Here is a 24,970-nt window from a genome sequence, read left to right as displayed (position 1 = left end):
GCTGAGGGAAAACCCTAGAAAATAACCTGTGGCGTGCAGCCGAGAAAGCTAACAGGATTGCGCTTCCCCGCGCATTTCCAAAAACAGCTCGGACAGCTGGGGATACACATCCAAATTCTGATTCATTTTGACCAGGAACGCCTGACGAGTCACTTCCAGAATGAGGGCGCGGAATTTATCAGCGCATTCTTTCCCGTAGTTTTGCGCCCCGCGGCGCAGCATTTTGGCTCCTGCCAAACTCCATGCCAAGGTACCCACGATGGCCACGGCGAAAATCACGAGGGGCAACGGCGCCGGTCCTACCATCCGTCCGACCGCGCTAGTGCCGGCTCCTCCGAGGAAGGCAACCCCCGCAATGAGGCTCCACAGCAGACCCCCCAGCAGCGCTGCTAACCAGAACCAATGTCCTATACGCCAGATCCGCCACCAGGTCCGGGTGGGACGCGCCGGGAATTTCCACGATTCCAGAGCCAAAGTGAGAGCACTAGCCAGATTGCCGGACAGTTCTATTGCCTTAAGTTGGGCAAAGTTAATCCATTTGGAAGGACGATCCGTGCTGACAACCACGGCATAGGCACGAGCTGCACTTGTAATTCCCGCGGTGTTGACCTGGGTGGAAACTCGGTTTAGCGAATCAGCTTGCGGGGTTGCTGACCCCTCGACCTCACCCGTGCTTGTCGAAGCGTCCGTGGAGGCTGCAGCTGTGCTATCTTCTGACGGGTGTTCTGCAGAAGAGTCCGCAGAGCTCTGGACAGAGTTGTCGTCGACGGGTTCATCCGCAGCAGTTTCGCCCACCGTGATTGCAGAATTCTCACTGGAAGAAGCCAGCGGTTTGATACCGGCTAGCCAATTCAGCACCGGCCACAGGGTCCAAAATCCTCCTGCCTGCAGGTACCGTTTGAAAAAGTTCGTTTGCACTGCCACGAGACCACTGACCTGAGCCACCTGGTCAACCAGCTTTTTTTCGGCTGTGCTCGGCGACGCAGAGTCAGACGGGGATGAATCGGACAGAGGAGACGATTCTCCATTCATTTTCAGTTCCAAGTCTTGACACGACCGCATGGCGATACGACTGATCGCGGCTTGTTCGCTCCTCCAACGGGCTTCCGGCGCACGAGAAATTTCAGCTACGGTTTCCCGGAACTGTGCCAAACTTGAATCTTCATAAACCGAAATTTGCAAGATTTCAGAACTAACCCCGAGCCGTTCCGCAATAGCAGCAAGCTCTTGATTTAGAGTCCCTTGTTGACTCGCGGTCAAGCCCTCGGTGTGAGTCAAAACAAAGTACGAATTTTGCTGCCGCGGAAAGGTGGAAATCTGGCGGTGAAAAGCCGCGTCGGCATATTTTTGGGAATCTGTGGTCCACAAGATTAAATCCGCCGTTTCCAATACCTGCGACACTGCTGAGGTCAGCTCCGGGACTAACAATGTATCGGGCACTTCAACCACAATCAAGTGATTTCCCCGAGACGAACGCACCTGATGAGCTTCGCCAGCCTCGCGCTGGTTTTCCCCGACAAGATTGGACCCGGTAGAGCAAAACTCCACACTGACGCTGCGAGAAATTCCACTCAGCTCCAAAAATGGTGCCCCAGTCACCTCCGCGTCAACATATGCGACCAGTTCCGTCGTGGTGGGACGGTGTGTCCCGGTCGGCACCAGACCGTTGCGGCGGAGCAAGGTGTTGACTACCGTGGATTTTCCAGTACCGCTTGGTCCAGCTACCGCCACCACCGTGACCTGAGGATCCAAGGCGTCTCGGCGTGCTAGCTGCTCCTCCAAACGGCGTAAGTCTTCGTGGGTCCGGGTCAGGAAGGTCTCGGCACTGGACGTAACCTGAGCGTCAGCAAGGCATTCCAAGGCACGTTGGAGGGCTGCCTGCATCCGATTTTTGCGTTGTTCGGGATTGTTCCGAGGCACTAGGACCACTCCTCTCGCAGGATACGCAGCGTCTTTCGTCCCGTGGCGATTACCTCTGAGTTGGCGGGATGGGGAATGCTTTGGCGCAAGGCGACAATATGCTGGTTGACCCGCGCGTACAGCCCATTGCGCAGCATCGCCAGGCTCCACGATTGCAGCTGCATAAGAATTTCGGTATCAAAATAATCTCCCAAAAGCTGGTCGACCCCGGTGAACTCGCAGGTTTCGGGTGACGCTACCCCCGCGAAAAGGATCGCCAAGAATAGCATCTGGAGTTCCTCTGCGGAAAGCTCCTCATCCCGGTTCTGTCCCATTTGGCGATAGCACTCCGTCGGCGTGAGAGACCACTGTTCCAAGAGTTCGCCCCCATCCAGGGGCGAGGCTGTGTTGTCGAAAAGCTGGTCTGGCACTGACAAAGTGGAATGCTGAATGCTCTGGGCAATCATTTGTTCCATCTGAAAGTCCAGGTTGGATACACTACTTGCCACTGCTCGCTGGACTGAATCTAGCGCCAAATCCAATTGCGTTTGCTGCTTGAGCCAAGCATTTTTCCATTTCAGCCGCTGGCGTACCCAGTTATTTTCAGCCCGGTATTCCTCGAGATGGTGGCGCACACAAGGCTCCAACAAATCCGCAGGCTCTCCTTGGAACCAAGTCGGATCCGCAATCTGCGCATCAACAAAATCTCGTAACTGCTGTTCCAGTCGCTCCACGGTTTGCTCCGCATCGCTGCGCAGCTGCGTCTCTGCGGCGGCTGCAGCGAACACTTCTTCGCTCGAATCCAAAACTTCCTGCAGAGAACCGAACAGGGTCTGGCGAGCCATGGCGGAATGTAGCAAGGCGTCCCCCGCCAGATTATCCAGCCAGTTACGCAAGGGAACTAAATCTTCGGCAGGCAGCTCTCCGTCGGCGATTTGTGTCTCCAAGATGGCAAAAATCGGGACATCTTTGAGGTTGCTGCCTGCAATTTCCGCACTGAAATCCTGCTTTGTCGTCAGGAGGGCACCTTTGGCGACCCGATTTAGCACCGCGCCAATAGCAACATCGCGCCGGGCAGCTTTCCGCAACAGTTCCAGTCCTGGTTCATCCCGGTAGCGGTTGGCGGTAGTCACAAAGATCCATAGGTCAGCCACTTCCAAAAGGTGCTGTGCTAAATCTCGGTTCGTATCCAGATAGGAATCCAAGTCGGGACAATCAATGAGGCATATACCTGGGGTTATCTTTGGAGTCGCGCGCAGAATCAGCTGGGGTCGGGGTGCCGTCCCAGAGTCTTCACTAGCCGCTCTCGCCTGTTCTGTCGGGGAATCTAAGGTTGCGGGGTCGTCCCACGTGTCGTCCTCTAACAGACGTATCTTTTCAAAGCCCCCTAAGATACGATCCGCCGCCAGCCACAGCTCGTCATCGGGATGGTACACCAGCACTGGGGTGAGGGTCGTGGGGCGTCTCACGGAAGTCGGAACTTGGGAACCGACCAAGGAATTCAGGATGGTCGATTTGCCCACCCCGGTGGAGCCTGCCAGCACTGCCACCAGAGGCCCGTCCAAGTCAGTGCCTCTCGCGCACAGATGTTCGCGCAGCCGAGAAATCGCCGAGTCTCGCAGCTTTATGGCGGCAGCCTGCGCTGCCGGAAAACCAAACGTTAGGTCCTCCAGCTGCTGAGCCAACTCATCCAAAGCTACCGTTGGCGATTCACCCATAGTTGGCAATCACCTGCGGTTTCAAAAGGTCGGGCGCGGGCGTAAACGTGTCGGCTTGGGCACTTTCCTGGGTTTCGTTAATTAGATTCTTAACTTCCCCGGATTCCACAAACCACACGTAGGGAATACCACGAGTCACCGCGTATTTGATTTGTTTACCATATTTGGCAGCGGTGGGGCTGACTTCCGTGTTGATACCGCGAGCCCGCAGCTTCCAAGCCACGTTCTCGGCTTGTCCTCTGGTTTCCTCACTATCTACCGCAACCAAGACACAGGTCGGAACCTGACGGGACACTTTCGCCCAATCGTTAGCCAGAATAATCGAGATGAGACGGGTCAAGCCGATAGACATACCCACCCCCGGAAAGTGGCGTTTACCCTGCGAAACCAAGTTATCGTAGCGCCCCCCGGAACATATAGAACCGTAAGATTCAGCTCCCGTGATGAATGTTTCGTAAACCATGCCGGTGTAGTAATCGAGCCCACGGGCAATCTTAAAGTCAGCGACCACGTTGCCTTTCTCATGGTCGGGAACGCTGCGCAGCATCCGCGCCACGTCCTCCAGACCTTCCTCCAACAGGTCATCTTGTAGTCCCAGATCACGCACCTGTTGGATGACGCTTTCATCAGCACCACAAATGTCTGCCAAGTTCACCAGGGTCTGTACTTGGGACGTATCGAGACCGAGTTCACTGAGCATTCCTGCAAAATCATCGGGGCTGACCTTGTCATGTTTGTCTATGACTTGCAGGACCCCCTCCACGTGTGCGATACCCAAGGCGTTGCAGACACCCTGCAAAATCTTGCGGGAATTCACGTGTACCACCGGGGTGGGAATCGGCAGGGAGTCCAAAGCCTGCGCCATAATCAACGGAGCCTCAATCTCAAATTGTGGCGGTAAAGTTTCGGCTGCCACCATATCAATATCGGCCTGAACAAACTCGCGGAAACGACCCTCCTGGGGACGCTCGCCACGCCATACCTTTTGAATCTGATAACGCTTGAATGGGAACCGCAGCAAGTGCGAGTTTTCTAACACGTAACGCGCCAACGGCACAGTCAAATCAAAATGCAGTCCGTTCTTACGGTCCTCTTTGCCTTCCTTGTCTTGCAGGCGAGACAGGACGTAGACCTCTTTGGAGGTTTCTCCCTTGCGTTCCAGCTCACTGAGAGGTTCTATAGCGCGCGTCTCTAAATGAGAAAATCCGTGCAGCTCAAATACTTTGGTCAGACGAGAAATCAGCTCGTCCTCAAGGATTTTTTCCTCCGGCGTGAACTCAGGAAAACCTGAAAGTGATGTCATCATGGGCATATTCTCTCATTTTCCCATGTCATCTCAGAAATGGGTTGGTCGCTAGTTCCGCTGCCCAAGTGGTACTTTCTCCGTGACCGGGCAGCAGTAGGGTGTCCGGATTGATGCTGATTTTGAGGGTTCGCAAGGTTTCCGTCATCACCTCAGGGTCAGAATGGGGTAAGTCGGTGCGTCCGATTGAGCCTTTAAATATCACGTCACCGGAAAAGCAAAATGTCTGGTCCTCACGACCGTCAAAGCCAAGTCCTTGACCGTGATCTTCGCCTTTTGCCGCCCCAAAAAACATGGTGCAACCAGGCGAATGACCGGGGGCAGGCAAGGCGCGGAGCGTCAAATCGGGAATAATTTGTGCTCCCCCGCCCGTGAATAATTCATCAGGGGGAGCCTGGACCGTCACTGGTTCCCAGGCTCCGTCCATTTCTGTGAAGTAATTGTCTACTCCCAGCTGGACCCCTGGACCGGGTGCATCCATCCAGAAATGATCGGGTTTTGCCAAATAAATCGGAACCTCCGGGTTGCTGGCGACCACCTGGGCTGTGTTCCACAGGTGATCCGCATGACCGTGAGTCAGCAATACCGCAGCCAGTTCGGCTTCGAGCTCTGACAAGAGTGCTTTGATACGCGGGGCAGTTTTTGCGCCGGGATCAACGACCAGCGCGGATTTGTTAGCAGTTACTGCAACATAGCAATTTTCCCCATAAATTGGCGAAACAATCCGTAACACGTCCATGGTTCAAGGCTAACTGATTTTTTTCATCACGAATTTTCTTTCACCCAGTTTCCCGAAAGTGCGTCTTTTCAAGTAAAGTAATCCTGGAAATATACTTACCAACGCGTACGGAAAGTGCCGCGGCACTAACCCCGTCAGGAGGAAAAATTCATGGTCACGTCTGAACAGGAATCCAACACCAGCGGAATCAAGGAACCCCAGGAAAATCTCTCTGGTGACACCTCAACAGGACCTACCCAGACTGAAGTTGCAGCGAGCAGCCAACCTCAAACTGAGTCACCAGCCGCTCCCCTTCCCGAATCAACAGCCAGCGAAGTATCCTCCGCAACACCAGCGCCCCAGTCTGCAGAAAAACCCGCGCAGCTCACCCCGGTACATCTTGAGAACGCTAATCAGAACAAGTCCGTGGGGTCGGTAGAGAAAATTGCTATGGACGAAGCCTCCAAATACGGTCGTGTTGACGACCAAGGTCGAGTTTTTGTCAAAGACGGCGACACCGAACGGGAAGTCGGTCAATACGCGGACGGAATTCCAGAACAGCCTCTAGCGCTTTACGTGCGTCGTTTCCTCGACCTGCAAGCCCAAGTCGATTTGGCACAAGCACGTTTGGCAACGTTAAAGGCCCACGACATTGATGCCACGCTGAAGTCCTTGGACAAGGCCATGGAATCCCCAATGGTAGTAGGCAACCTAGCTGGGCTGCGTTCGCGTATTGAAAAACTGCGGGAGCTGGGTACCGCCCGCAAAGAACAGCTGGCAGCAGAACGCGAAGTCGCTAAGGCGCAGGCTCTGGAAGCCCGTACCAAGATTGTGGAAACGGCAGAAAAGATTGCTGCCCAAGACCCGGAGCGCACCCAGTGGAAACAATCCGGGGAACGCTTGCGCGAATTGCTGGAATCGTGGAAAGACTCCCAACGCAAGGGCCCACGTATCGATCGCACCACTGAGGATGCCTTGTGGAAACGCTTTTCGGCAGCTCGCACGTCTTTTGATCGACACCGCAAGTCTTTCTTTTCCCAACTTGATGCTCGGCGGGCGGAAGTTCGAAATGCTAAAGAAGCCCTGATTAAGCGTGCTGAAGAGCTTGCCAACTCGACTGATTGGGCGCGGACCTCAGCCGCCTACCGAGATTTGATGGCAGAATGGAAAGCTGCCGGACGGGCTTCCCGAAAAGATGACGATGCTCTGTGGGAACGCTTCCGTGCCGCCCAGCAGGTCTTTTTCGATGCTCGCAGCGCTGACAATGCCAAGACCAATACCGAAGAACAAGCTAATCTTGAGGTGAAAGAACAGCTGCTGCAACAAGCGAAAGCCCTCATGCCGGTGAAGGACCTGGAAACCACCAAGGCAAAATTCCGCGCCTTGCTGGATAAGTGGGACGAGGCTGGACGGGTCCCCCGTGGAGATATGCAGCGTTTGGAAAACGGGTTACGTTCCGTGGAACAGGCCATCGCGAAAGCTGAGAACGATGCCTGGGTAAAGTCCAATCCCGAGACGAAAGCCCGTGCTGAGGGTCTGGTCGGTCAGCTCGAAGAAAAAATCGCCAAACTTGAAAGCAAGATTGCTGCCGCGAAACAAGCCGGCAAGGACACCCAAAAACTGGAAGAAGATTTGCAAGCCCGGAAGGGTTGGCTGGACCAGGCTCGTAAAGCTGCGGCGGAGTAACCTCCCCGAATTACCGTAGCCAGAGATAAAGTCTTCCCGTAACTGGGATTCCCCTGCAGTTTAAGACTGCGGGATCGGTTCTATGGTTCCGTTTTTCCCAGGAGTCACGCGCGTTGCGGAATAAACTCCCGAGATACGTCCCAAGTCATTGAGGATGTTTTGCAGGTGAGAAGGCTCGGCGAGTTCAAAAGCCCAACGTGAATACGCCACCCGGTCGCGAGTGGTGGAAATATTACCCGAGAGAATATTCACGTGATTATCGGTGAGAACCCTGGTTACGTCGCTCAACAATCCCCCGCGGTCCAGAGCCTCGATTTGTACCTGAACCAGGAACGGAGTCTTGGCATGTTGCGCCCAATTAACTTTGATGACACGTTCCGGTTGTGAGGCATCGAGATTCTTTGCATTCACACAGTCCACGCGATGCACGGAAACACCGTGCCCTCGCGTGACAAATCCCATAATTTCGTCACCGGGAACCGGGGTACAACACTTTGCCAACTTCACCCAGAGGTCATCGGCGTCCTGACCGTCGACCAATACACCGGATCCCCCGGTACGAGATTCAGAAGTAGGCGCGTGAGTGGGGACGACTTCTTCCTCTGCCAAAGTGTCCTCATCATCATCGGTGAGAGTACCGGTAAAGGTCAGCAGGCGTTCCACTACATTCTGCGCGCTGACGTGGGCATCCCCGATGGTCGCATAGAGAGTATCAACGTTTGGTAATCCCAGCTGACTGGCCACTGTTTCCAAAAATTCGTGGCTGGCGAGTTGATGTAACGGCAACTTTTGTTTGCGAATCTCTTTTGCCAGGATTTCGCGGCCTTTATCGATGGATTCCTCACGGCGTTCCTTTGAAAACCAGGCTTTAATTTTGGATTTGGCACGTGGGGTCGCCACAAATGACAACCAGTCTCGACTGGGAGATGCACCGGGAGACTTAGAAGTGAAGATTTCCACCGTGTCGCCGTTTTCCAGTTTCGAGTCCAAAGGAACCAATTTGCCGTTGACTTTGGCGCCGACCGTCTTATTTCCTACTTCGGTGTGCACGGAATAGGCGAAGTCGACCGGAGTGGATCCGGCAGCCAACACCACAACCTGACCTTTCGGGGTGAAGACGTAAACTTGCGCAGAGTTAATTTCGTAACGCAGTGAGTCGAGGAACTCCCCCGAGTCTTGGGTTTGCTTTTGCCAGTCAACCAGTTGACGCAACCAACCCATCTCATTTTCCAGGTCCAAGACCTTGCCGCCCTCGGACTTCTTTAAGGATTTAGCGTTCGGGTTTTCCTTGTACTTCCAGTGCGCAGCAATCCCGAATTCGGCACGGCGGTGCATCTCAAAAGTACGAATCTGAATCTCTACGGGTTTCCCCTTAGGTCCAATCACCGTGGTGTGCAGCGACTGGTACAGGTTGTATTTCGGCATCGCGATATAGTCTTTGAACCGCCCCAGCATCGGAGACCATCGAGAGTGCATCAGCCCCAGCACGGCATAGCAATCTCGCACAGATTCCACCAGGACACGCACTGCCACCAAGTCATAAATGTCGTTGAAATCACGCCCACGCACAATCATCTTTTGATAAATCGAGTAGTGGTGCTTCGGGCGACCGTTCACTGTCCCCTTAATCTTCGCTTCCCGCAAGTCGCCTTCAATAGTTTGGATAATGGCGCTGAGTTGTTCTTCTCGCCGGGGGGCGGCTTCCTGAATGAGTTTGTCGATTTCTTGATAAATCTGGGGATAGAGGGTTTTAAATGCTAAATCCTCCAGTTCCCACTTAATAGCGTTGAGTCCCATCCGATGCGCCAGCGGGGCATAAATTTCCAGGGTTTCCTTGGCTTTGCGCGCTGCGCTTTCTTTACTAACGTAGCGCCAAGTACGCGCATTATGCAGACGGTCAGAGAGTTTAATCAGCAGGACCCGGATGTCTTTCGCCATCGCTACCAGCATTTTTCGGATGGTTTCAGCAGGTGCAGAATCCCCGTATTTTACTTTGTCGAGTTTGGTGACCCCGTCAACCAAAGCGGCAATGTCCTCACCAAAGTCCCGCTGGCATTGTTCCAGAGAATAGTCGGTGTCCTCGACTGTGTCATGCAGCAAACCCGCGGCAACCGTCGTTTCCGACATACCCAGTTCAGCGAGGATGGTCGCGACTGCCACAGGATGAGTAATGTAAGGCTTTCCGGACTTTCGAAACTGACCCCGATGGTAGCGTTCAGCAGTCGTATAAGCCCGTTCCACGAGGTCGAAGTCTGCTTTCGGGTGGTTTTCTTTGACTGCCCGGATTACGGGTTCTAGCTCCCGGTAAGGACTCCGGGAACGAACCAGCCGAAACAGGGAACCCCGCAACGCGCCAGTGCTCTCACTGGGCTCATTGACAATCTCCGGCGCTTGCTCCATACAGAGATTCTAATTGTTTTACCCGATGAGCGTTAGTTGAATTGGGCGTGACCTGGATTTTTTTCCAAAATCAAACGTAAATTCAACGAATTGACCAGCTAAATTCGAAATACCCCAAAAGGAATAAATCTGTTTACAGTTCAACGAGCGAGTGGAATGGGGTATTGCCCAAGTGCTTGCGTCCGTTCAGCGCTTTCAGCTCCATCAATACCAAGATCTCGCTGACATGTCCCCCGGCTTTTTCCAACAGTTTCACGGACGCGGCGGCAGTACCACCCGTCGCTAACAGGTCATCCACTACCAAGATACTGTCAAAGCCTTGCACTGTTTCCGGTTGGACTTGAATTGTCGCCGAACCATATTCCAGGTCATAGGATTCACTGATTACGTGACCGGGCAGTTTCCCTGCCTTACGCACCATAATCATGGGCACACCTAGTTCCACAGCCAAAGGCGAGGAAAGAATAAAACCGCGTGACTCCAACCCCGCAACCGCGTTGACTCGACCGCGATAATGCTGGGCAATCCCGGCAATCAATTCCCGAAAAGGATCCCCCGAAGCCAGTAGCGGGGAAAAGTCACGAAACAGAACCCCAGGCTGAGGAAAATCAGGAATCTCTGCCAGATGCGAAGTAATAATCTGGTGCAGCCGCGGGTCAAAATCAACCGCCGTATTCATTTCTTGTTCTTCTTCCGTTTTGGCTGAGAAGCTTGTCCCTTATGGTGTCCGGGAACCATGGGAGCGGCTACCACCGCGGGAGTAATTTCTTGGAAAGAACCGTCTTCCTTGAGAGTCACGGCACCGGATTCCACCGCGGCAGCGCGAGCCTTATCCACCTTGGCGTTGTGGTCTTTGATAGCTTGGGAACGCCCTCGAATCAGCGTCAGCATCGGGGTGGCAATAAAGATGGAGCTGAAGGTACCCACAATCATGCCGATAAACAGCGGCATCGAGATATCCAACAGAGTGGATGTGCCCAGTAGTGCCGCTCCCAGGAACAGAATCGCCGACACCGGCAGAATACCGGTGATGGAGGTGTTGATGGAACGCACCATGGTTTGGTTAATCGAGAGGTTCGCCAGTTCGTTGTACTTGGAGCGCGACTGATTGAACATATCACGAGTATTTTCGCGAATTTTATCGAATACCACCACCGTGTCATAGAGCGAATACCCCAGAATCGTCAGCAAGCCGATAATCGTTGCCGGAGTAATCTCAATATGTGTGTAGGCAAAAACGCCCAAGGTAATCAGGAAGTCGTGCAGTAAGGCAAACAGCGCGGAAAAAGACATGGTCCAGGTGCGGAAGTACGCCATCAGCAGCACAGCAATCATGCCCATGAATACCAGCAAACCAACCAAAGCCTGCTTGGACACCGAAGCACCCCAAGACGGACCAATGGAAGTCTTGGAGACTTTCTTAATGTCCACGTGGTAAGACTTTGCCAGCTCTTGCTGAATCTTGAGCTCCACATCGTTGGGCTGTTGACTGGTTTGAACGCGCAGACCGTTCGTGCCCATCTGCGCAACTTTAGTCTGTTCGTTCAGACCGGCAGCTTTGACCGCGTTATATGCAGGTTGCTGAGGCGGATTTTTCACGGTGTTCGTGACTACAAACTCAGCGCCACCGGTGAATTCAATAGACGGGTTCAACCCGAAAATCGCGATTCCGATGACGGAGATTGCCATCAAAATAGCTCCGACAGTGAGCGGAATCCGTCGATTTTTAATGATTCCATAAGACTTTTTTCCGGAGTAAAGCGCATTACCCCACTGGGCATAACTCATCATTTCGCGTCCTCCTCTGTCTGGGTGGGTTCGTCTTTCGAGGCGGTGTCCTCCCCGCTCTCATCAGATTTCGCTGTCTCAGACTGCGATTCAGTCGAGGAAGTTTCCGCTGCAGGCTCAGTCGCGGGAGTATCCGATTCTAGATTCGCGTTCTGAGTGGCAGCTGTATCTGCAGTATCTTCCTCGTCTGCCTGCAGCAGACCAGCCTTTTGGCGAGCCAGAGAGATAGTTGGCGACGCGACCTTTTGCGCAGATTTCTTTTTCCGAGAAAAAGTCGCGGTTGCGGTGGAACGCATATAGATACGGTCGCTGCTGGCACCAAGGTGCAGGGGATCGAGACCGCTGAACTTCCGACCTTCACCGAAGTAACGAGTCTTGATGAGCAACGACATCATGGGGTGAGTGAACAGGAAGATAATTCCCAAGTCAACCAACGTGGTTAGACCCAAGGTAAATGCGAAGCCCTGCACACCACCAACAGCCAGAACATAGAGAACCACCGCAGCCACGATGTTCACAATATCGGACACCACAATGGTGCGTTTCGCACGGTTCCATCCGGTTTCCACCGCGGTAGCCAGGGGCTTGCCATCACGAACCTCATCGCGGATACGTTCGAAATAGATGATGAACGAGTCCATGGTCACGCCGACTGCCACAATCAAACCGACCACCCCTGCCAGCGAGAGTCGGTATCCCATCGACCAAGACAGAATAGCCACTGCCAAGTACACAATGCCGCCAGCCAGAAGCAGGGATGCCGTCGCCAAACCTGCCAAAGCATGATATTGCTGGAGCAGATAAAGCACGACCAGAATCAAGCCAACGATAGCGGCATAGAACCCGACTTTCAGGTGTTCCCCACCCAGGGTCGCCGAGATGGATTGCTTGGATTGCTGTTCAAAGTTCAGAGGCAGCGAACCAAACTGGAGCTGATTAGCCAAAGTAGCGGAGGATTCTCGAGTCAAGGAACCGGAGATAGATGCCGAGCCACCGAACGCGGGAGCGTTTACCCCCGGAGCGCTAACGACCAGGGAGTCCAGCACAATCGCGAAACGGTTATTGTCAGGATTACGGTTGCTCCCCTGGTTTTGGTTGGGGTACAGAACCTTTGCCACGGCATCGAATTTCTTGGCGCCATCAGCATCAAGCTTCAGCGCGACTTCCCACTGACCGGTAGCGTTACCCTGCTGGTTAGTGCCCATCCCGGAAGACGCGGAGACCAAGTCGGTACCGGAAAGTACCTCGGGACCCAAGATGTACTTCTCGTAACCTTCCTTAGAGCAAGCCACCAAATTCTTTTTCGGGTCGTCCAGGGAACCACCCTTGAGAGATGCCGGGTCGGTGCAATCCAAATGATTAAAGATGAACATATCCCGTACCGTGATGTGTTTCCGGTCGTTAATGACTTTGGACTCACCGGCGGGTGTGTCGGGATATTTTTCCGCCTGTTTCATGAGTTCATCGAAAGGAATCGCCGCGGAGGGGTGCTGTTTAGCAGCCGGTGTGGGTGCCGGCTTGCCTGGATTGCTTGTCGGCTCAGGAGTAGCGCTGGGATCCGTAGAGTTTAAGACCAAAGACTGCGTTTTACCCTTTTCTGTCGGCGCAGAAGGCGGAATCGTCACGGTATTATTGCCTTCGCCCACCGTGGTCTGAGTTTGTTGACCACCGGTTTCTCCGGCGGCTGGTTGCCCCTGTCCGGCAGGAGCCGCAGCCCCCGTCAACTGTCCCAGAAGCGCTTGGGGATCCTCATTATTAGTAGCATTACCTGGCGCGCTCAGCAGCACGGTACGGAAACGCATGACTGCGGACTGTTGAATCAATGCCAAAGTTTCTTCGCTGGGGTTGCCGGGAATACCTACCGAAATGTTCTCTTGACCATTCCGCGCAATCTCGGCCTCGGCGACACCGGAGGCGTCGATACGCTGGCGGATGACTTCAATAGCTTGTTCAATATCGGCGTCGGAGATGGCTTTTGCCTTGGCTTCTGTATTTTTCGGGGTGAGAATCAGCTGGGTTCCACCTTCTAGATCGATAGCCAGCTTCGGGGCATACGAGCCATTTGAGAAAATGGTCGAACCAACCAGGGTCCCCGCCAGAGCCACCACAATCACGGCGAAAAATATGAGTGTGCGCAACGCCTTGTTCTTAGTCTTCTTGGCAGCCACAGATTTTCCTTCTTTATCTAGCTTTCAATGTGTGTTGTAAAAGTCTCGGGGTCAAAAGGTGTGACCCTCACCTTTTTCAGTGTCCTCACCGGGTGTGGAATTATCTTCCACGTTGGAGCCAAATCCTGATTCCTCTGGCTTGGTTTCAGGTGCTTCCGGGTCAGCAGCCACCGAATCCGTTTCCGTCACGGAATCAGAGTCACTAACGGTTCCAAAGTTTGGATCCTCAACTTTGGCGATAGCCCGAATATCCCACAAGGTTTCCTCACCGGTCAGATTAGCCAAGGTAATAACTTCCCCACTAACTTCGACGACTTTGCCAAAGAAACCGGAGGTGGTACGCACCCAAGTCCCCGGAGTCATCATCTGTTCCATAGACTTACGCTGCTCTTCCATCTGAGACAAGCGTTTCTGACCGGACCTGCGCATAAAAATAATCATCAACAAAAACGCTAAACCAAGTATCCCCCAAGTAATCATGGGATTTTGGGCATTGCTTGCGGCATTTTGAAATGGCAGCACAGATAAACCTTCCTTAAATTAGGCGACCGTCCAAGTCTAAAGCCTGCACGACAAAAACGGAAAATATACCCGCTAAAACAGAGCATTTTCCGCCGGTGGAGTAACGCCTAAGTGTTCGCAACCTTTCGGAGTGATGGCGCGACCTCGATTGGTACGTATCAAGAGACCTTCTCTCACCAGGAACGGCTCCACGACTTCTTCAATCGTCTCTGGTTCCTCCCCGACGGACACCGCGAGGGTGTGCAAACCAACCGGGCCTCCCGCAAATCTCTCTATTACCGCACGTAAAACACTGCGATCCAAGCGATCCAAGCCCAGCTCGTCGACCTCGAACAGTTCCAAGGCACGACGTGCCGATTCCAAATCACACCGGGGATGACCATGAACCAGGGCAAAGTCAATGACCCGGCGCAACAGACGGTTCGCTACCCGAGGCGTACCACGCGAACGGCGGGCAATTTCGCTGGCAGCGTCCTCGGTAATCTCAGACCCCAGCAAACTGGCAGAACGTTTCACGATGAGTGCCAAATCTGGGGGCTGGTAGGGCTCCAGATGCGCGGTGAAACCGAAGCGGTCACGCAGGGGTGCTGGGAGCAGACCCGCCCGAGTTGTGGCTCCGACCAGGGTAAAGGGTGGCAGCGTCAGAGGAATAGATGTGGCGCCAGGTCCTTTGCCCACTACGACATCAACTCGAAAATCTTCCATTGCCAGGTAAAGCATTTCTTCGGCAGGACGTGCCAACCGGTGAATTTCGTCAATAAACAGGACATCGTCCTCTTGCAGAGAAGACAGTATCGCCGCTAGATCACCAGCGTGACCGATGGCAGGACCGGAAGTCAGTCGCAGTGAAGATGACATTTCAGCGGCGATAATCATTGCCAGAGTCGTCTTACCCAGCCCCGGAGGACCCGCTAACAAAACATGGTCGGCAGCCTCACCCCGTTCTTTTGCTGCCGAAAGGACCAGCTGCAACTGGGTCTTGACAGTTTCCTGACCGATGAAATCACCGAGCGTCTTGGGGCGCAAAGCCGCTTCGGCGGCGCGTTCCGCATCGGGCGCGGAGGAATCCACCAAACGCTGCTCATGAGAGAAATCTGTATCTTCAGCCACGTTTGCTCCCCAGGTACTTTAAGGCTTCCCGCAATGCGGTGGGAGCATCACTGGCTGATACCGCGTTGACCGCTTCGGTAGCGAGGGCTTGGTTGTAACCCAGATTGCTCAGCGCTTCGACGACGGTACTGGCGTTAAAACCGGCGGTCGCACCTGTGGATGCTGCCACGCCAGATACGCCACCGAGTTTGTCCCCGATTTCCAGAATCATCCGTTCAGCGGACTTCTTGCCCACACCGGGAATGCCTTGCAACGCCGCCACATCACTGTTAACCACCGCTGCAGCCAGGGCTTCGGGGCTCAAAACTGAAAGGGCCGCTAATCCGAGCTTGGGACCAATCCCTTTGACTTGCATCAAAGTCGCAAAAGTATCACGTTCCGAGGGAGAAGCAAATCCATAGAGAGTCAAGGAATCTTCGCGAACCACCAGGTATGTTTGCACCGTGGCAGTCGTTCCCGGAACCAAAGCTGCCAAGGTGTTTGGGGTGGCAAGAAATTCCAATCCCAATCCCCCCACCAGCACCGTAGCTCGGTCCAGCTTCTTGGAGACAACCTCCCCTTTAATTACAGAAATCACTAATTGTCCTCGTGGTTGAAAATTCGAACATTTGTACTATAGCGGTTTCTGGTGTCGTCGTGGATCCACCGCGCCGGAACGTCGAGTTTTTGCTTCCGCTTCTGCCCACAAGCGTTGGGCAGCAGTCAAGTGAGTGCCGGCTGCCGTTTTCACTTTCCCACTCAAACTGACGCTAAAATCTCCATCCGCACCCGCTCCGAGAATCCCCGTGCCACGCCAGGCTTGAGTGATAGCAATAGCTAATGCGTCAGCCGCATCGGCGGGCTTTGGTGGTTTATCTAAGCGCAAAATCCGTGCCACCATAGCCTGTACCTGCGCTTTCGCGGCACTCCCGTTACCACTCACAGCTGCTTTCACCTCCGAGGGCGTGTGTACTGCCACAGGGAGCCCCTGACGCGCCGCTTCAACCATGGCGATGCCCATCGCCTGCATAGTGGTAGCTACAGATTGACGATTTTCCTTTGCAAAAGGTCGCTCCAAAGCCACAATGTCCGGCTGAAAGCGATTGATAGCTTCAGCCACCCCTTGTGAAATTTTCAAGAGTCGAAACTGTGTGGCAGTGTTCGGGTCACTGCGCACCACATCGACATAGACCAAAGTACACCGCCGGCTCGTATCAAAGTCAACGACCCCGATACCACACCTGGTGATACCGGGGTCGATGCCCAAAACTCGCATAGAGACGTTTACTATTCGGCTTCGTATTGTGCGATGACATCATCGGAAGCATCGCCGTTCATGTACACGTTCTGCACGTCATCGCTATCCTCGAGAGCGTCGAACAGGCGCATGACCTTGCGATAGGCATCCAAGTCCAAGCCCACCTTGACCGAAGGAACGAACTGGGATTCCGCCGAGTCGTAGTCAATCCCAGCATCCTGCAAAGCGGTACGAACCGCCACCAAATCCGTCGGTTCAGTCTCAATTACAAAAATTTCACCAGCATCTTCCACATCATCAGCGCCAGCTGCCAACACCGCTTCCAGAATCTTGTCTTCGTCCAAGCCGTCAACTTTGGCGACCTCGATGACCCCACGGCGGGCAAACTGGTAAGAAACGGAACCAGAATCGGCGATATTGCCACCGTTACGGCTAAAGATAGTCCGCACTTCAGACACCGCGCGATTCTTATTATCGGTGAGGCACTCCACGATGAAGCCCACCCCGCTAGGTCCGTAACCTTCGTAAGTAATGGACTGCCAGTCTGCACCACCGGATTCAGCACCAGAGCCGCGCTTCACCGCGCGATCGATGTTATCCGCAGGAACGGAGGATTTCTTGGCTTTCTGAATGGCATCAAAAAGGGTCGGATTACCGGCAGGATCACCGCCGCCGGTACGCGCCGCCACTTCGATATTCTTAATCAGGCGCGCAAACAGCTTGCCGCGCTTGGCGTCGATGGCAGCCTTCTTATGTTTCGTGGTGGCCCATTTTGAGTGACCCGACATTGATGTATCTCCTTAAACTTCTTGCCTATAACGAAGACAGTTTAATAAAACGTTCCTCGTATCGTCCAACTGAGATTACCGCAATTCCGACACAATCATCGGACCGTAGCCGCATGAAACCCAAATTTCGATTTCTAAACGCTGATTTTTCAGCATTCCACGACGTTGACCGCCAGCCCCCCGGTGGCGGTTTCTTTGTATTTTGAGTTCATATCCAGACCAGTCTGGTGCATAGTCTCAATAACTTCGTCAAAGCTGACCCGATGTGTTCCGTCTCCCCACAAGCTCATGCGGGCGGCGTTAATAGCTTTGATGGCAGCGATAGCATTGCGTTCGATGCAGGGAACCTGCACCAGACCGCCGATAGGGTCGCAGGTCAAGCCCAGATGATGCTCCATCGCGATTTCAGCGGCGTTCTCAATCTGGTGAGGACTTCCCCCCAAAGCGGCAGCCAAGCCTCCCGCTGCCATAGCTGCCGCGGATCCGACTTCACCCTGACAGCCGACTTCTGCCCCAGCGACAGAGGCATTCGTTTTAATGATTCCACCTACCGCCCCTGCCACCGTCAGGTAGTCGCGCTGCGCCGAGCCACATTTCTGTTCCACTTCGGGACAAAACCACTGCAGGTAACGCCCCACCGCTGCCACGATACCCGCCGAACCATTTGTGGGGGCTCGCACCACCATTCCGCCAGCCGCGTTTTCCTCGTTTACGGACAGCGCCCACAGGTTCACCCAGTCCATTGCGCGCATAGGGTCTTGCGCGAAGCTACGCCAAATCGCCGGAGTGCCGGGCTTGCCATCTCGAGCTCGCAAGTGGAGGAACAATCGGTGCGCTCGGCGCGGCACGGACAATCCGCCAGGCAGAATGGTTTCAGTGCTGGTGCAGCCGTTATCTATGCATTTGTTCATCATCTTGCGCAGGTTGTCCAGACCTTGCCCCAGCTCAGTCTTGGTCATCCGACTTAGCTCATTGGCTCGCACCAGGTCGCCGAGGGATTTTCCCTCACTTTGCGCCAGTTGCAAAAGGTCGTCCATAGAGTTGTACGGGTAGGGCACGTCAGCTGCGGCGGTACCCTCATCGAGGGAGGTCAGTTCACCGGGTTCCCCGAAATCTGCCTCGTCACGGGTGACGAACCCCCCACCGGTGGAATAGTAGCGTTTCGAAAAGGTAACCTGAGCATCATCGTAGGCTCTAATCACGAGAGAATTCGCGTGGAATGGGGCTATCGTCTGCGGTCGGTAAAGCAAATCCCGCTTAAAGCAGAACGGCACCGTCGACCCGCCCGGCAAGACTAGTGCCCCTTCCGGAGTCACCGCGTCCAACAGACGCGCTACCGCGCCGGGCTGTACCGTAGCGGGAATGAAACCGGAAAGACCCCCCAGCACCGCACCATCGCTGAGGTGTCCGCGACCAGTGGCACCCAAAGAACCCTGGAGCTCAACTTCCAGACGCCGGAAAGGCTGCCCAGAATCAAGCAATAGTGCCACGAAATCCGCACCGGCGCGCATCGGTCCGACGGTGTGTGAAGCGGAAGGTCCGACACCGACTTGGATGACATCAAACACGGAAAGAGAGGACGCGAGCATGGCTACAAATTTTAGCCTGAAAGCTAGCCTAGGGATAGCGGCATGCCACGGCGAACCTGCACACCCCACAATCGGAGGCACCGAAAACGCCTTTCATTACTGACTTCGGTCAAAATAAATGCTTTTGGTGCCTGTTCTGTGATCAGGCACCAAATATTTAACCGGCAGGGCGGCGCTTCCCCACGGTACCTTCACTGATTTCCGGGCAGGTCCCATCCCAGCCCCGCACCCAGCCATGCGCCAGGGAAACCAAATCCTGCGGGTAAACCACCGCACCATCAGCTATTTCGCGTTGTAATGCAGAGAGGTTCCACCATCTCATTTCATCCAAGACTTTCTGTTCGACGGCGGTAAACCCGTCTCGCACAAACACGGGTTCTCCAGGCAGCCAGGTCAGAAAAAACAGCTCGTCTTGGCGGCAAGTCAACGCGTGAAACTCGAAGGTGGCGTGCCGGCATAGCACCGGACCAACCAACGCGTCTGGCTGCAGACGGTAACCGGTTTCTTCAAAGAACTCCCGTATTGCCCCAGCTCGCGGGTCCTCCCCTATCTCCAGTCCGCCGCCGACGGTAAACCACCACCAGTGGTCGAAGTCAGAAAAGTCATGCCCACGCAGCAATAGCAACTCGTCACGACTGTTGAAAGCCACGACTCGTGCGGCCTGGCGATGGTTATAGCCTTCCTCATCCTGGGGCCATTCATTCAGGAAATAGTCCTCCAGAGAGGTCTGCGTATCACTCTCGAATCCCGCGCCCGGCACAGCATCACAGTGCTGCTGTCCGGAACGCCAGACTTCGTCCATGATCTTTCCCCTTTTAGTGGCTCTCAGCTGGTCTGAGCTTTCACAAGGTTCAAGAAGTAACTATGTACTCGCAGGTCATCGGTTACTTCGGGGTGGAATGAGGTCGCCAACAAGGGACCTTGGCGTACTGCCACCACTCGCGGAGTCGACTGGGGAGTTTGCTGCCAAGTCGAGAGCACTTCCACCCCCGATCCGACCGACTCCACCCAAGGAGCGCGAATAAATACCGCCGGAAGGGGCTGGTCGCCCCCGAAGGAACCGGGGTCGACGAAACTTTGCGCCGAATCGACCTGTCGACCGAACGCGTTACGTCGCACTACCACGTCCAATCCTCCCAGCGTCTCTTGCCCCTTGATACCATCAACAATGTGGTCAGCCAGCATAATCATGCCCGCGCAGCTGCCATAAATGGCTTTTCCACTGTGAACAAAGGCTTTTAAGGAATCAAACAGGTCGAAGGCTCGCGCCAACTTATACATGGTGGTAGATTCCCCGCCGGGAATAATCAAACCGTCCAAATCCTGCAGGTGAGCGCTAACTTTTACCTCCACAGGAAGGGCGCCCAAAGCCTGCAGGGCTCGGACATGCTCAATCACCGAACCCTGCAGAGCCAAGACGCCTACGCGCCATTGTTTTTGATCCAAAATCATCCTTTTCTGTGGTTTTCCTAAAGACGCGAATATGCTGGCTCACGACCGAGCCAGCGGTTTACCAACCGCGCTGAGCTAGGCGTGCCTCGTCAGGAATATCGTGAACGTTGATGCCGACCATGGCTTCACCCAAGGAACGGGACACCTCAGCGACCACTTCCGGTTCGTTGTAGCGAGCCGTAGCCTTCACAATCGCCGCCGCGCGCTTCGCCGGATCACCGGACTTAAAGATGCCGGAGCCCACGAACACGCCCTCGGAACCCAACTGCATCATCAACGCCGCGTCAGCCGGGGTGGCGATACCGCCCGCGGTGAACAGCACGACCGGCAGCTTCCCGGTATCCGCAACCTCTTTGACCAGCGGATAGGGAGCCTGCAATTCCTTGGCGGCGTCAAACAGCTCATCGGGACGCATGGTGGTCAAACGGTTGATCTGAGAAGTCATGGTGCGCATATGGGTCACCGCGTTGGACACGTCCCCGGTACCGGCTTCACCCTTGGAACGAATCATGGCAGCGCCCTCACTGATACGACGCAAAGCCTCACCGAGGTTGGTGGCGCCACACACGAAAGGCACGGTGAAATCCCACTTGTTGATGTGATGCTTGTAGTCAGCCGGGGTCAGAACTTCGGATTCATCGATGTAATCCACACCCAGGCTCTGTAACACCTGAGCTTCCGCAAAATGACCAATTCGGGCTTTTGCCATCACAGGAATAGACACCGCATTGATAATCTCATCAATCAAATCAGGGTCGCTCATACGGGCGACTCCACCTTCGGCGCGAATATCCGCCGGAACGCGCTCCAGAGCCATCACCGCCACGGCACCGGCATCTTGGGCAATCTTGGCTTGCTCGGCATTTACGACGTCCATAATGACACCGCCCTTGAGCATCTGCGCCATACCCCGCTTCACTAAATCAGTTCCAGTGCCTTGCGCCAGTTGATCAGACATTTTTCCTTCTTTCCTTGTTCATACTCTTAAAATTTCTCAATCGTCCCCATTTTAGCTATTACTGCACTATATCCGCGAAACCGGCCGACACCACTGGTGCCAATTCCTGAGGATTAACCACAATTTGCAAGCCCCGCATCCCTGCCGAAACATAGAACTTATCGAGCAATATGGCAGTTTCCTCGATGACCGTGGGAAACAATTTTTTCATTCCCAAAGGGGAACATCCTCCGCGGATATAGCCGGTCACTTCCCGCAAGGTCCGCCAATTAATGAGCTGGACGTGTTTCACACCGAAATGCGCGGCAGTCTTTTTCAAGTCCAGCTCAGCATCGGCGGGAACGACCGCGACATAGTGACCGCCCTGCCCATCTTCCAACACCAGGGTCTTGTAAATGAGTTCAGGGGGAATTCCCAGGACTTCGGCAGTATGGAGCGCGCCGACGTCCCCTTCCGTGGAGTAGCTCGACGTTTCATAAGCTACTCCGGCACCGTCCAACAGTCGCATGGCGTTAGTCTTGGTGGTCTTCATTGTGATCTAGCAACAGTTTCTCAAGTCCCATACCGGGAAAGTTTCAGATTTCGCGTGGCTGCCAATCGCCGAAAGCCTCAGCCAACACCTGACGAGTCTGACCCAACAGCTCCGGAACCGCCTTGGTACGCGCCACGATGGGAAAGAAATTCGCGTCCCCCGCCCACCGCGGCACGATGTGCTGGTGCAGGTGACCCGCGATTCCTGCTCCCGCGACCGCGCCCTGATTCATCCCCAGATTAAACCCTTGCGGAGCTTTGACCTGACGGATGACCTCCATAGTGTGCGCGGTGAGTTCGCCAAATTCGACACGTTCCGCAAAGTCCAAATCGGTGTAATCGGGAATATGTCGATAGGGCAAAACCAGAACATGACCGGGATTGTAAGGAAACAGGTTCATCACCACGAAGCAAGTCTCGCCTCGATACACAATGAGACTCTGTTCGTCCCCGCCTTTCGGACCCTCACAAAACGGACAGGTTTTCACATCACGATGCGGTCCATCATCGATGTACACCATCCGATGAGGAGTCCACAATCGTTCCATCCCGTCAGTTTGCGCACCGAAATTTTCGCTTGATTCCGCGGGTAAGTCAGTCATCTTAGTCGTTCCTGCGACTGCGGATAACCTCCAGGATTTCCGCAATCGCTTGGTCAATTGGGACACCGTTCTTTTGCTCCCCACCGCGATAGCGGAAAGACACCGCGTTTGCCTCAGCGTCCTCCCCACCAGCAATGAGAGTGAAAGGAATCTTATCCTTGGCAGCATTGCGGATTTTCTTACCGAAACGGTCATCGGTCGTATCCACCTCGACCCGAACGTTTTCCGCACGCAAACGGTTCGCAATGTCTTCGCAGTAGTCATTGAATGCCTCTGCCACCGGCACCAAACGCACCTGCACCGGCGCCAGCCAAGCCGGGAATGCTCCCGCATAGTGCTCAGTCAGCACCCCAAAGAAGCGTTCGATTGAACCGAACAAGGCACGGTGAATCATCACGGGACGTTGCCGACTTCCATCCGCCGCGGTGTATTCCAAATCAAAGCGTTCGGGCAGGTTAAAGTCCAGCTGAATGGTCGACATCTGCCATGTGCGGCCGATTGCATCTCGAGCTTGCACGGAAATCTTGGGACCATAGAACGCCGCTCCCTCCGGATCCGGAACCAGTTCCAAGCCCGAAGCTGTGGCAACTTCCGCCAACGTATTGGTCGCTTCCTCCCAAATCTCGTCAGACCCCACAAACTTATGCGGATTCTTTGTAGAAAGCTCCAGGTAAAAGTCATCCAACCCGTAGTCTTTGAGCAAATCCAGCACGAAAGTCAACAGTTTTGTCAGCTCGTCTTTCATCTGTTCGCGCGTGCAATAGATATGGCTGTCATCCTGGGTGAAGCCACGTCCGCGAGTGAGACCGTGAACCACACCAGATTTCTCGTAACGGTAGACCGTTCCGAACTCAAACAAGCGCAGCGGTAGCTCCCGATAGGAACGCGAACGAGATTTATAGATGAGGTTGTGCATGGGGCAGTTCATAGGCTTCAAGTAGTAGTCGAAGCCTTCCTTGGTGACATTGCCCTGATCATCGCATTCCTCATCCACACGCATGGGCGGGAACATACCATCTTTGTACCACTCCAAGTGTCCCGACGTTTCAAACAGCTGACCCTTCGTGACATGCGGGGTGTAAACGAAAGAGTACCCTTCTTCCAGATGGCGACGTCGAGAATAGTTTTCCATTTCCATACGCACCATCGCACCCTTGGGATGGAACACCGCCAAACCGGATCCGATTTCCTCCGGGAAACTGAACAAATCGAGCTCGTTTCCCAGCCGGCGATGGTCACGCTTGGCAGCCTCCTCCATGCGGGTCACGTACTCTTTCAAATCATCTTTAGTCGCCCAAGCGGTGCCATAGATACGTTGCAGAGAGTCATTTGCCTGGTCACCGCGCCAGTACGCGGCTGATACTTTCATCAGCTTAAACACGCCGTTTAAGAGCCGGGTCGAAGGTACGTGAGGACCACGGCACAAGTCCTTCCACGCCACCTCACCGTTCTTGCGCACGTTATCGTAAATCGTCAGCTCACTGCCCCCGACTTCCACCGAAGCTCCGGCGGCAGCCTGGTCATTGTCGGAGTCTGTTCCTTTCAAGCCAATCAATTCCAGTTTGTAAGGCTGATCGGCGAGTTCAGCGCGACCTTCATCTTCGGTAACGACCCGGCGCACGAACTTCTGGTCTTCTTTACAAATCCGCGCCATGTATTTCTCAATGGCTATCAAATCTTCCGGAGTGAAAGGCTCATCGACACCGAAATCATAGTAAAAACCGTTTTCGATGAAAGGACCGATGCCGTACTTCACATTCGGGCGAACCTGCTTGACTGCCTGAGCCATCACGTGAGTGCAGGAGTGGCGCAAGATGTTCAAGCCCATCTCAGAGTCGATAGTGATGGCTTCAACTGTGTCCCCGTCATGGAGTTCGCGATACAGGTCACGTGCCTGACCGTTGATGAAGTAAGCAATGACTTCTTTACGATCCCGGTACAAATCTTCACCGGTGATAGTGGATTCAATCTGGGTTGCTTTCCCGTCAATAGTGACGTTGATCTCGGACACTTTGCGCCTTTCTCAGTCTTGGTTTACTGAGACAATCTTATACGCGCGGGAAATAATAGGAAAAACATTCTGGGAGATTTAGCAGCCATGTTAAGTACCAGCTATCTTGCTCCGCAAAATAGCAACCACACCCGCACCGAGGTGCCAACAATTTTGCTCCGCAAAATTGCGCGCCACTTCCTTGGTCTCGGATAAAACCACCAGCGGGTCCCCCGCTAACGTTTTTTGGTTTTATGAGCCTTTGCAAGCAAGCTTGCCCGGCTCATAAAACCAAAAAACGCAGGTCGTGGCTTTATCCTCGACCTGCGTCGTGGTGGGCGATACAGGACTCGAACCTGCGACCTCTTCCGTGTCAAGGAAACGCGCTAACCAGCTGCGCCAACCGCCCGTCGAAGTGGGTACCGGATTCGAACCGGTGTATACGGCTTTGCAGGCCGCTGCCTAGCCACTCGGCCAACCCACCAATGTGGTCTTGAGTATCATACTCTAT

General features: G+C 54.3%; 21 protein-coding genes and 2 tRNA genes. 1 reads left to right on the top strand and 22 read right to left on the bottom strand.

What is annotated here, in order from left to right:
• Positions 1 to 48: 48 nt before the first annotated feature.
• From HMPREF0576_RS03010 to HMPREF0576_RS02995, 4 genes are read right to left on the bottom strand one after another with little or no spacing between them, the layout of a single operon-like run.
• Positions 49 to 1,920, bottom strand: coding sequence for a GTPase family protein (locus HMPREF0576_RS03010; protein ID WP_236589601.1), 1,872 nt, complete (start codon positions 1,918 to 1,920; stop codon positions 49 to 51).
• Positions 1,920 to 3,617 (bottom strand): dynamin family protein, encoded by a 1,698-nt coding sequence (locus HMPREF0576_RS03005; protein WP_004010649.1) that lies wholly within the window; start codon positions 3,615 to 3,617, stop codon positions 1,920 to 1,922. The genes HMPREF0576_RS03010 and HMPREF0576_RS03005 overlap by 1 nt, the downstream gene beginning before the upstream one ends.
• Complete coding sequence (hisS, locus tag HMPREF0576_RS03000; RefSeq protein WP_004010648.1) at positions 3,610 to 4,929, bottom strand: histidine--tRNA ligase; 1,320 nt, start codon at positions 4,927 to 4,929, stop codon at positions 3,610 to 3,612. Before hisS ends, HMPREF0576_RS03005 begins: the two co-directional genes overlap by 8 nt.
• 19 nt (positions 4,930 to 4,948) lie before the next feature.
• On the bottom strand, positions 4,949 to 5,659 hold the full coding sequence (locus HMPREF0576_RS02995; RefSeq protein ID WP_004006765.1) for an MBL fold metallo-hydrolase: 711 nt from the start codon (positions 5,657 to 5,659) through the stop codon (positions 4,949 to 4,951).
• A 150-nt stretch (positions 5,660 to 5,809) separates the two neighbouring features.
• On the opposite strand from HMPREF0576_RS02995, the gene HMPREF0576_RS02990 reads away from it, so the two are divergent.
• Positions 5,810 to 7,324, top strand: a complete 1,515-nt coding sequence (locus HMPREF0576_RS02990) for a DUF349 domain-containing protein (protein WP_004010647.1) — start codon at positions 5,810 to 5,812, stop codon at positions 7,322 to 7,324.
• Between the two features lie 60 nt (positions 7,325 to 7,384).
• On the opposite strand, the gene HMPREF0576_RS02985 is transcribed toward HMPREF0576_RS02990, so the two are convergent.
• From HMPREF0576_RS02985 to HMPREF0576_RS02900, 18 genes are all read right to left on the bottom strand, one after another.
• Positions 7,385 to 9,724: a RelA/SpoT family protein gene (locus tag HMPREF0576_RS02985; protein WP_004010646.1), complete on the bottom strand. Its 2,340-nt coding sequence runs from the start codon at positions 9,722 to 9,724 to the stop codon at positions 7,385 to 7,387.
• 133 nt (positions 9,725 to 9,857) lie between these two features.
• The gene (locus tag HMPREF0576_RS02980) at positions 9,858 to 10,403 is read right to left on the bottom strand and encodes an adenine phosphoribosyltransferase (RefSeq protein WP_004010645.1); all 546 of its coding nucleotides are present in this window, start codon (positions 10,401 to 10,403) and stop codon (positions 9,858 to 9,860) included.
• Entirely contained in the window at positions 10,400 to 11,515 is a 1,116-nt protein-coding gene (gene secF / locus HMPREF0576_RS02975) for a protein translocase subunit SecF (protein ID WP_004010644.1), read from the bottom strand. The genes HMPREF0576_RS02980 and secF overlap by 4 nt, the downstream gene beginning before the upstream one ends.
• Entirely contained in the window at positions 11,512 to 13,680 is a 2,169-nt protein-coding gene (gene secD, locus HMPREF0576_RS02970; RefSeq protein ID WP_004010643.1) for a protein translocase subunit SecD, read from the bottom strand. The genes secF and secD overlap by 4 nt, the downstream gene beginning before the upstream one ends.
• A gap of 51 nt (positions 13,681 to 13,731) precedes the next feature.
• A complete protein-coding gene (locus tag HMPREF0576_RS02965; RefSeq protein WP_236589599.1) occupies positions 13,732 to 14,202 on the bottom strand; it encodes a preprotein translocase subunit YajC in 471 nt (156 codons plus the stop codon).
• Positions 14,203 to 14,274: 72 nt separating this feature from the next.
• Positions 14,275 to 15,312, bottom strand: coding sequence for a Holliday junction branch migration DNA helicase RuvB (gene ruvB / locus HMPREF0576_RS02960; RefSeq protein ID WP_004006758.1), 1,038 nt, complete (start codon positions 15,310 to 15,312; stop codon positions 14,275 to 14,277).
• Complete coding sequence (gene ruvA / locus HMPREF0576_RS02955) at positions 15,305 to 15,889, bottom strand: Holliday junction branch migration protein RuvA (RefSeq protein ID WP_004010641.1); 585 nt, start codon at positions 15,887 to 15,889, stop codon at positions 15,305 to 15,307. Before ruvA ends, ruvB begins: the two co-directional genes overlap by 8 nt.
• 36 nt (positions 15,890 to 15,925) lie before the next feature.
• A complete protein-coding gene (gene ruvC, locus HMPREF0576_RS02950) occupies positions 15,926 to 16,567 on the bottom strand; it encodes a crossover junction endodeoxyribonuclease RuvC (protein WP_004010640.1) in 642 nt (213 codons plus the stop codon).
• Between the two features lie 11 nt (positions 16,568 to 16,578).
• On the bottom strand, positions 16,579 to 17,337 hold the full coding sequence (locus HMPREF0576_RS02945) for a YebC/PmpR family DNA-binding transcriptional regulator (protein WP_004006755.1): 759 nt from the start codon (positions 17,335 to 17,337) through the stop codon (positions 16,579 to 16,581).
• A gap of 149 nt (positions 17,338 to 17,486) precedes the next feature.
• The gene (locus tag HMPREF0576_RS02940; RefSeq protein ID WP_004010639.1) at positions 17,487 to 18,926 is read right to left on the bottom strand and encodes an L-serine ammonia-lyase; all 1,440 of its coding nucleotides are present in this window, start codon (positions 18,924 to 18,926) and stop codon (positions 17,487 to 17,489) included.
• Positions 18,927 to 19,083: 157 nt separating this feature from the next.
• Positions 19,084 to 19,728, bottom strand: coding sequence for an NUDIX hydrolase (locus HMPREF0576_RS02935; protein ID WP_004010638.1), 645 nt, complete (start codon positions 19,726 to 19,728; stop codon positions 19,084 to 19,086).
• A gap of 23 nt (positions 19,729 to 19,751) precedes the next feature.
• Entirely contained in the window at positions 19,752 to 20,378 is a 627-nt protein-coding gene (gene pdxT / locus HMPREF0576_RS02930) for a pyridoxal 5'-phosphate synthase glutaminase subunit PdxT (RefSeq protein WP_004010637.1), read from the bottom strand.
• A gap of 58 nt (positions 20,379 to 20,436) precedes the next feature.
• On the bottom strand, positions 20,437 to 21,336 hold the full coding sequence (gene pdxS, locus HMPREF0576_RS02925) for a pyridoxal 5'-phosphate synthase lyase subunit PdxS (RefSeq protein ID WP_004010636.1): 900 nt from the start codon (positions 21,334 to 21,336) through the stop codon (positions 20,437 to 20,439).
• Positions 21,337 to 21,394: 58 nt separating this feature from the next.
• Entirely contained in the window at positions 21,395 to 21,868 is a 474-nt protein-coding gene (gene ybaK / locus HMPREF0576_RS02920) for a Cys-tRNA(Pro) deacylase (protein ID WP_004010635.1), read from the bottom strand.
• A gap of 43 nt (positions 21,869 to 21,911) precedes the next feature.
• Entirely contained in the window at positions 21,912 to 22,469 is a 558-nt protein-coding gene (locus HMPREF0576_RS02915) for an HIT family protein (protein ID WP_004010634.1), read from the bottom strand.
• 1 nt (position 22,470) lies between these two features.
• Positions 22,471 to 24,480, bottom strand: coding sequence for a threonine--tRNA ligase (gene thrS, locus HMPREF0576_RS02910; protein WP_004010633.1), 2,010 nt, complete (start codon positions 24,478 to 24,480; stop codon positions 22,471 to 22,473).
• A 311-nt stretch (positions 24,481 to 24,791) separates the two neighbouring features.
• Positions 24,792 to 24,868: transfer RNA gene (locus tag HMPREF0576_RS02905), tRNA-Val, on the bottom strand.
• Positions 24,869 to 24,872: 4 nt separating this feature from the next.
• Positions 24,873 to 24,943, bottom strand: a tRNA-Cys gene (locus HMPREF0576_RS02900).
• Between the last annotated feature and the right edge of the window lie 27 nt (positions 24,944 to 24,970).

The sequence above is a fragment of the Mobiluncus holmesii ATCC 35242 genome (assembly GCF_000185445.1).
In the GTDB taxonomy this organism is placed as follows: Bacteria; Actinomycetota; Actinomycetes; order Actinomycetales; family Actinomycetaceae; genus Mobiluncus; species Mobiluncus curtisii.
Note: the sequence above shows the minus strand (reverse complement) of the source record. Positions and strands in the feature narration are given on the sequence as shown.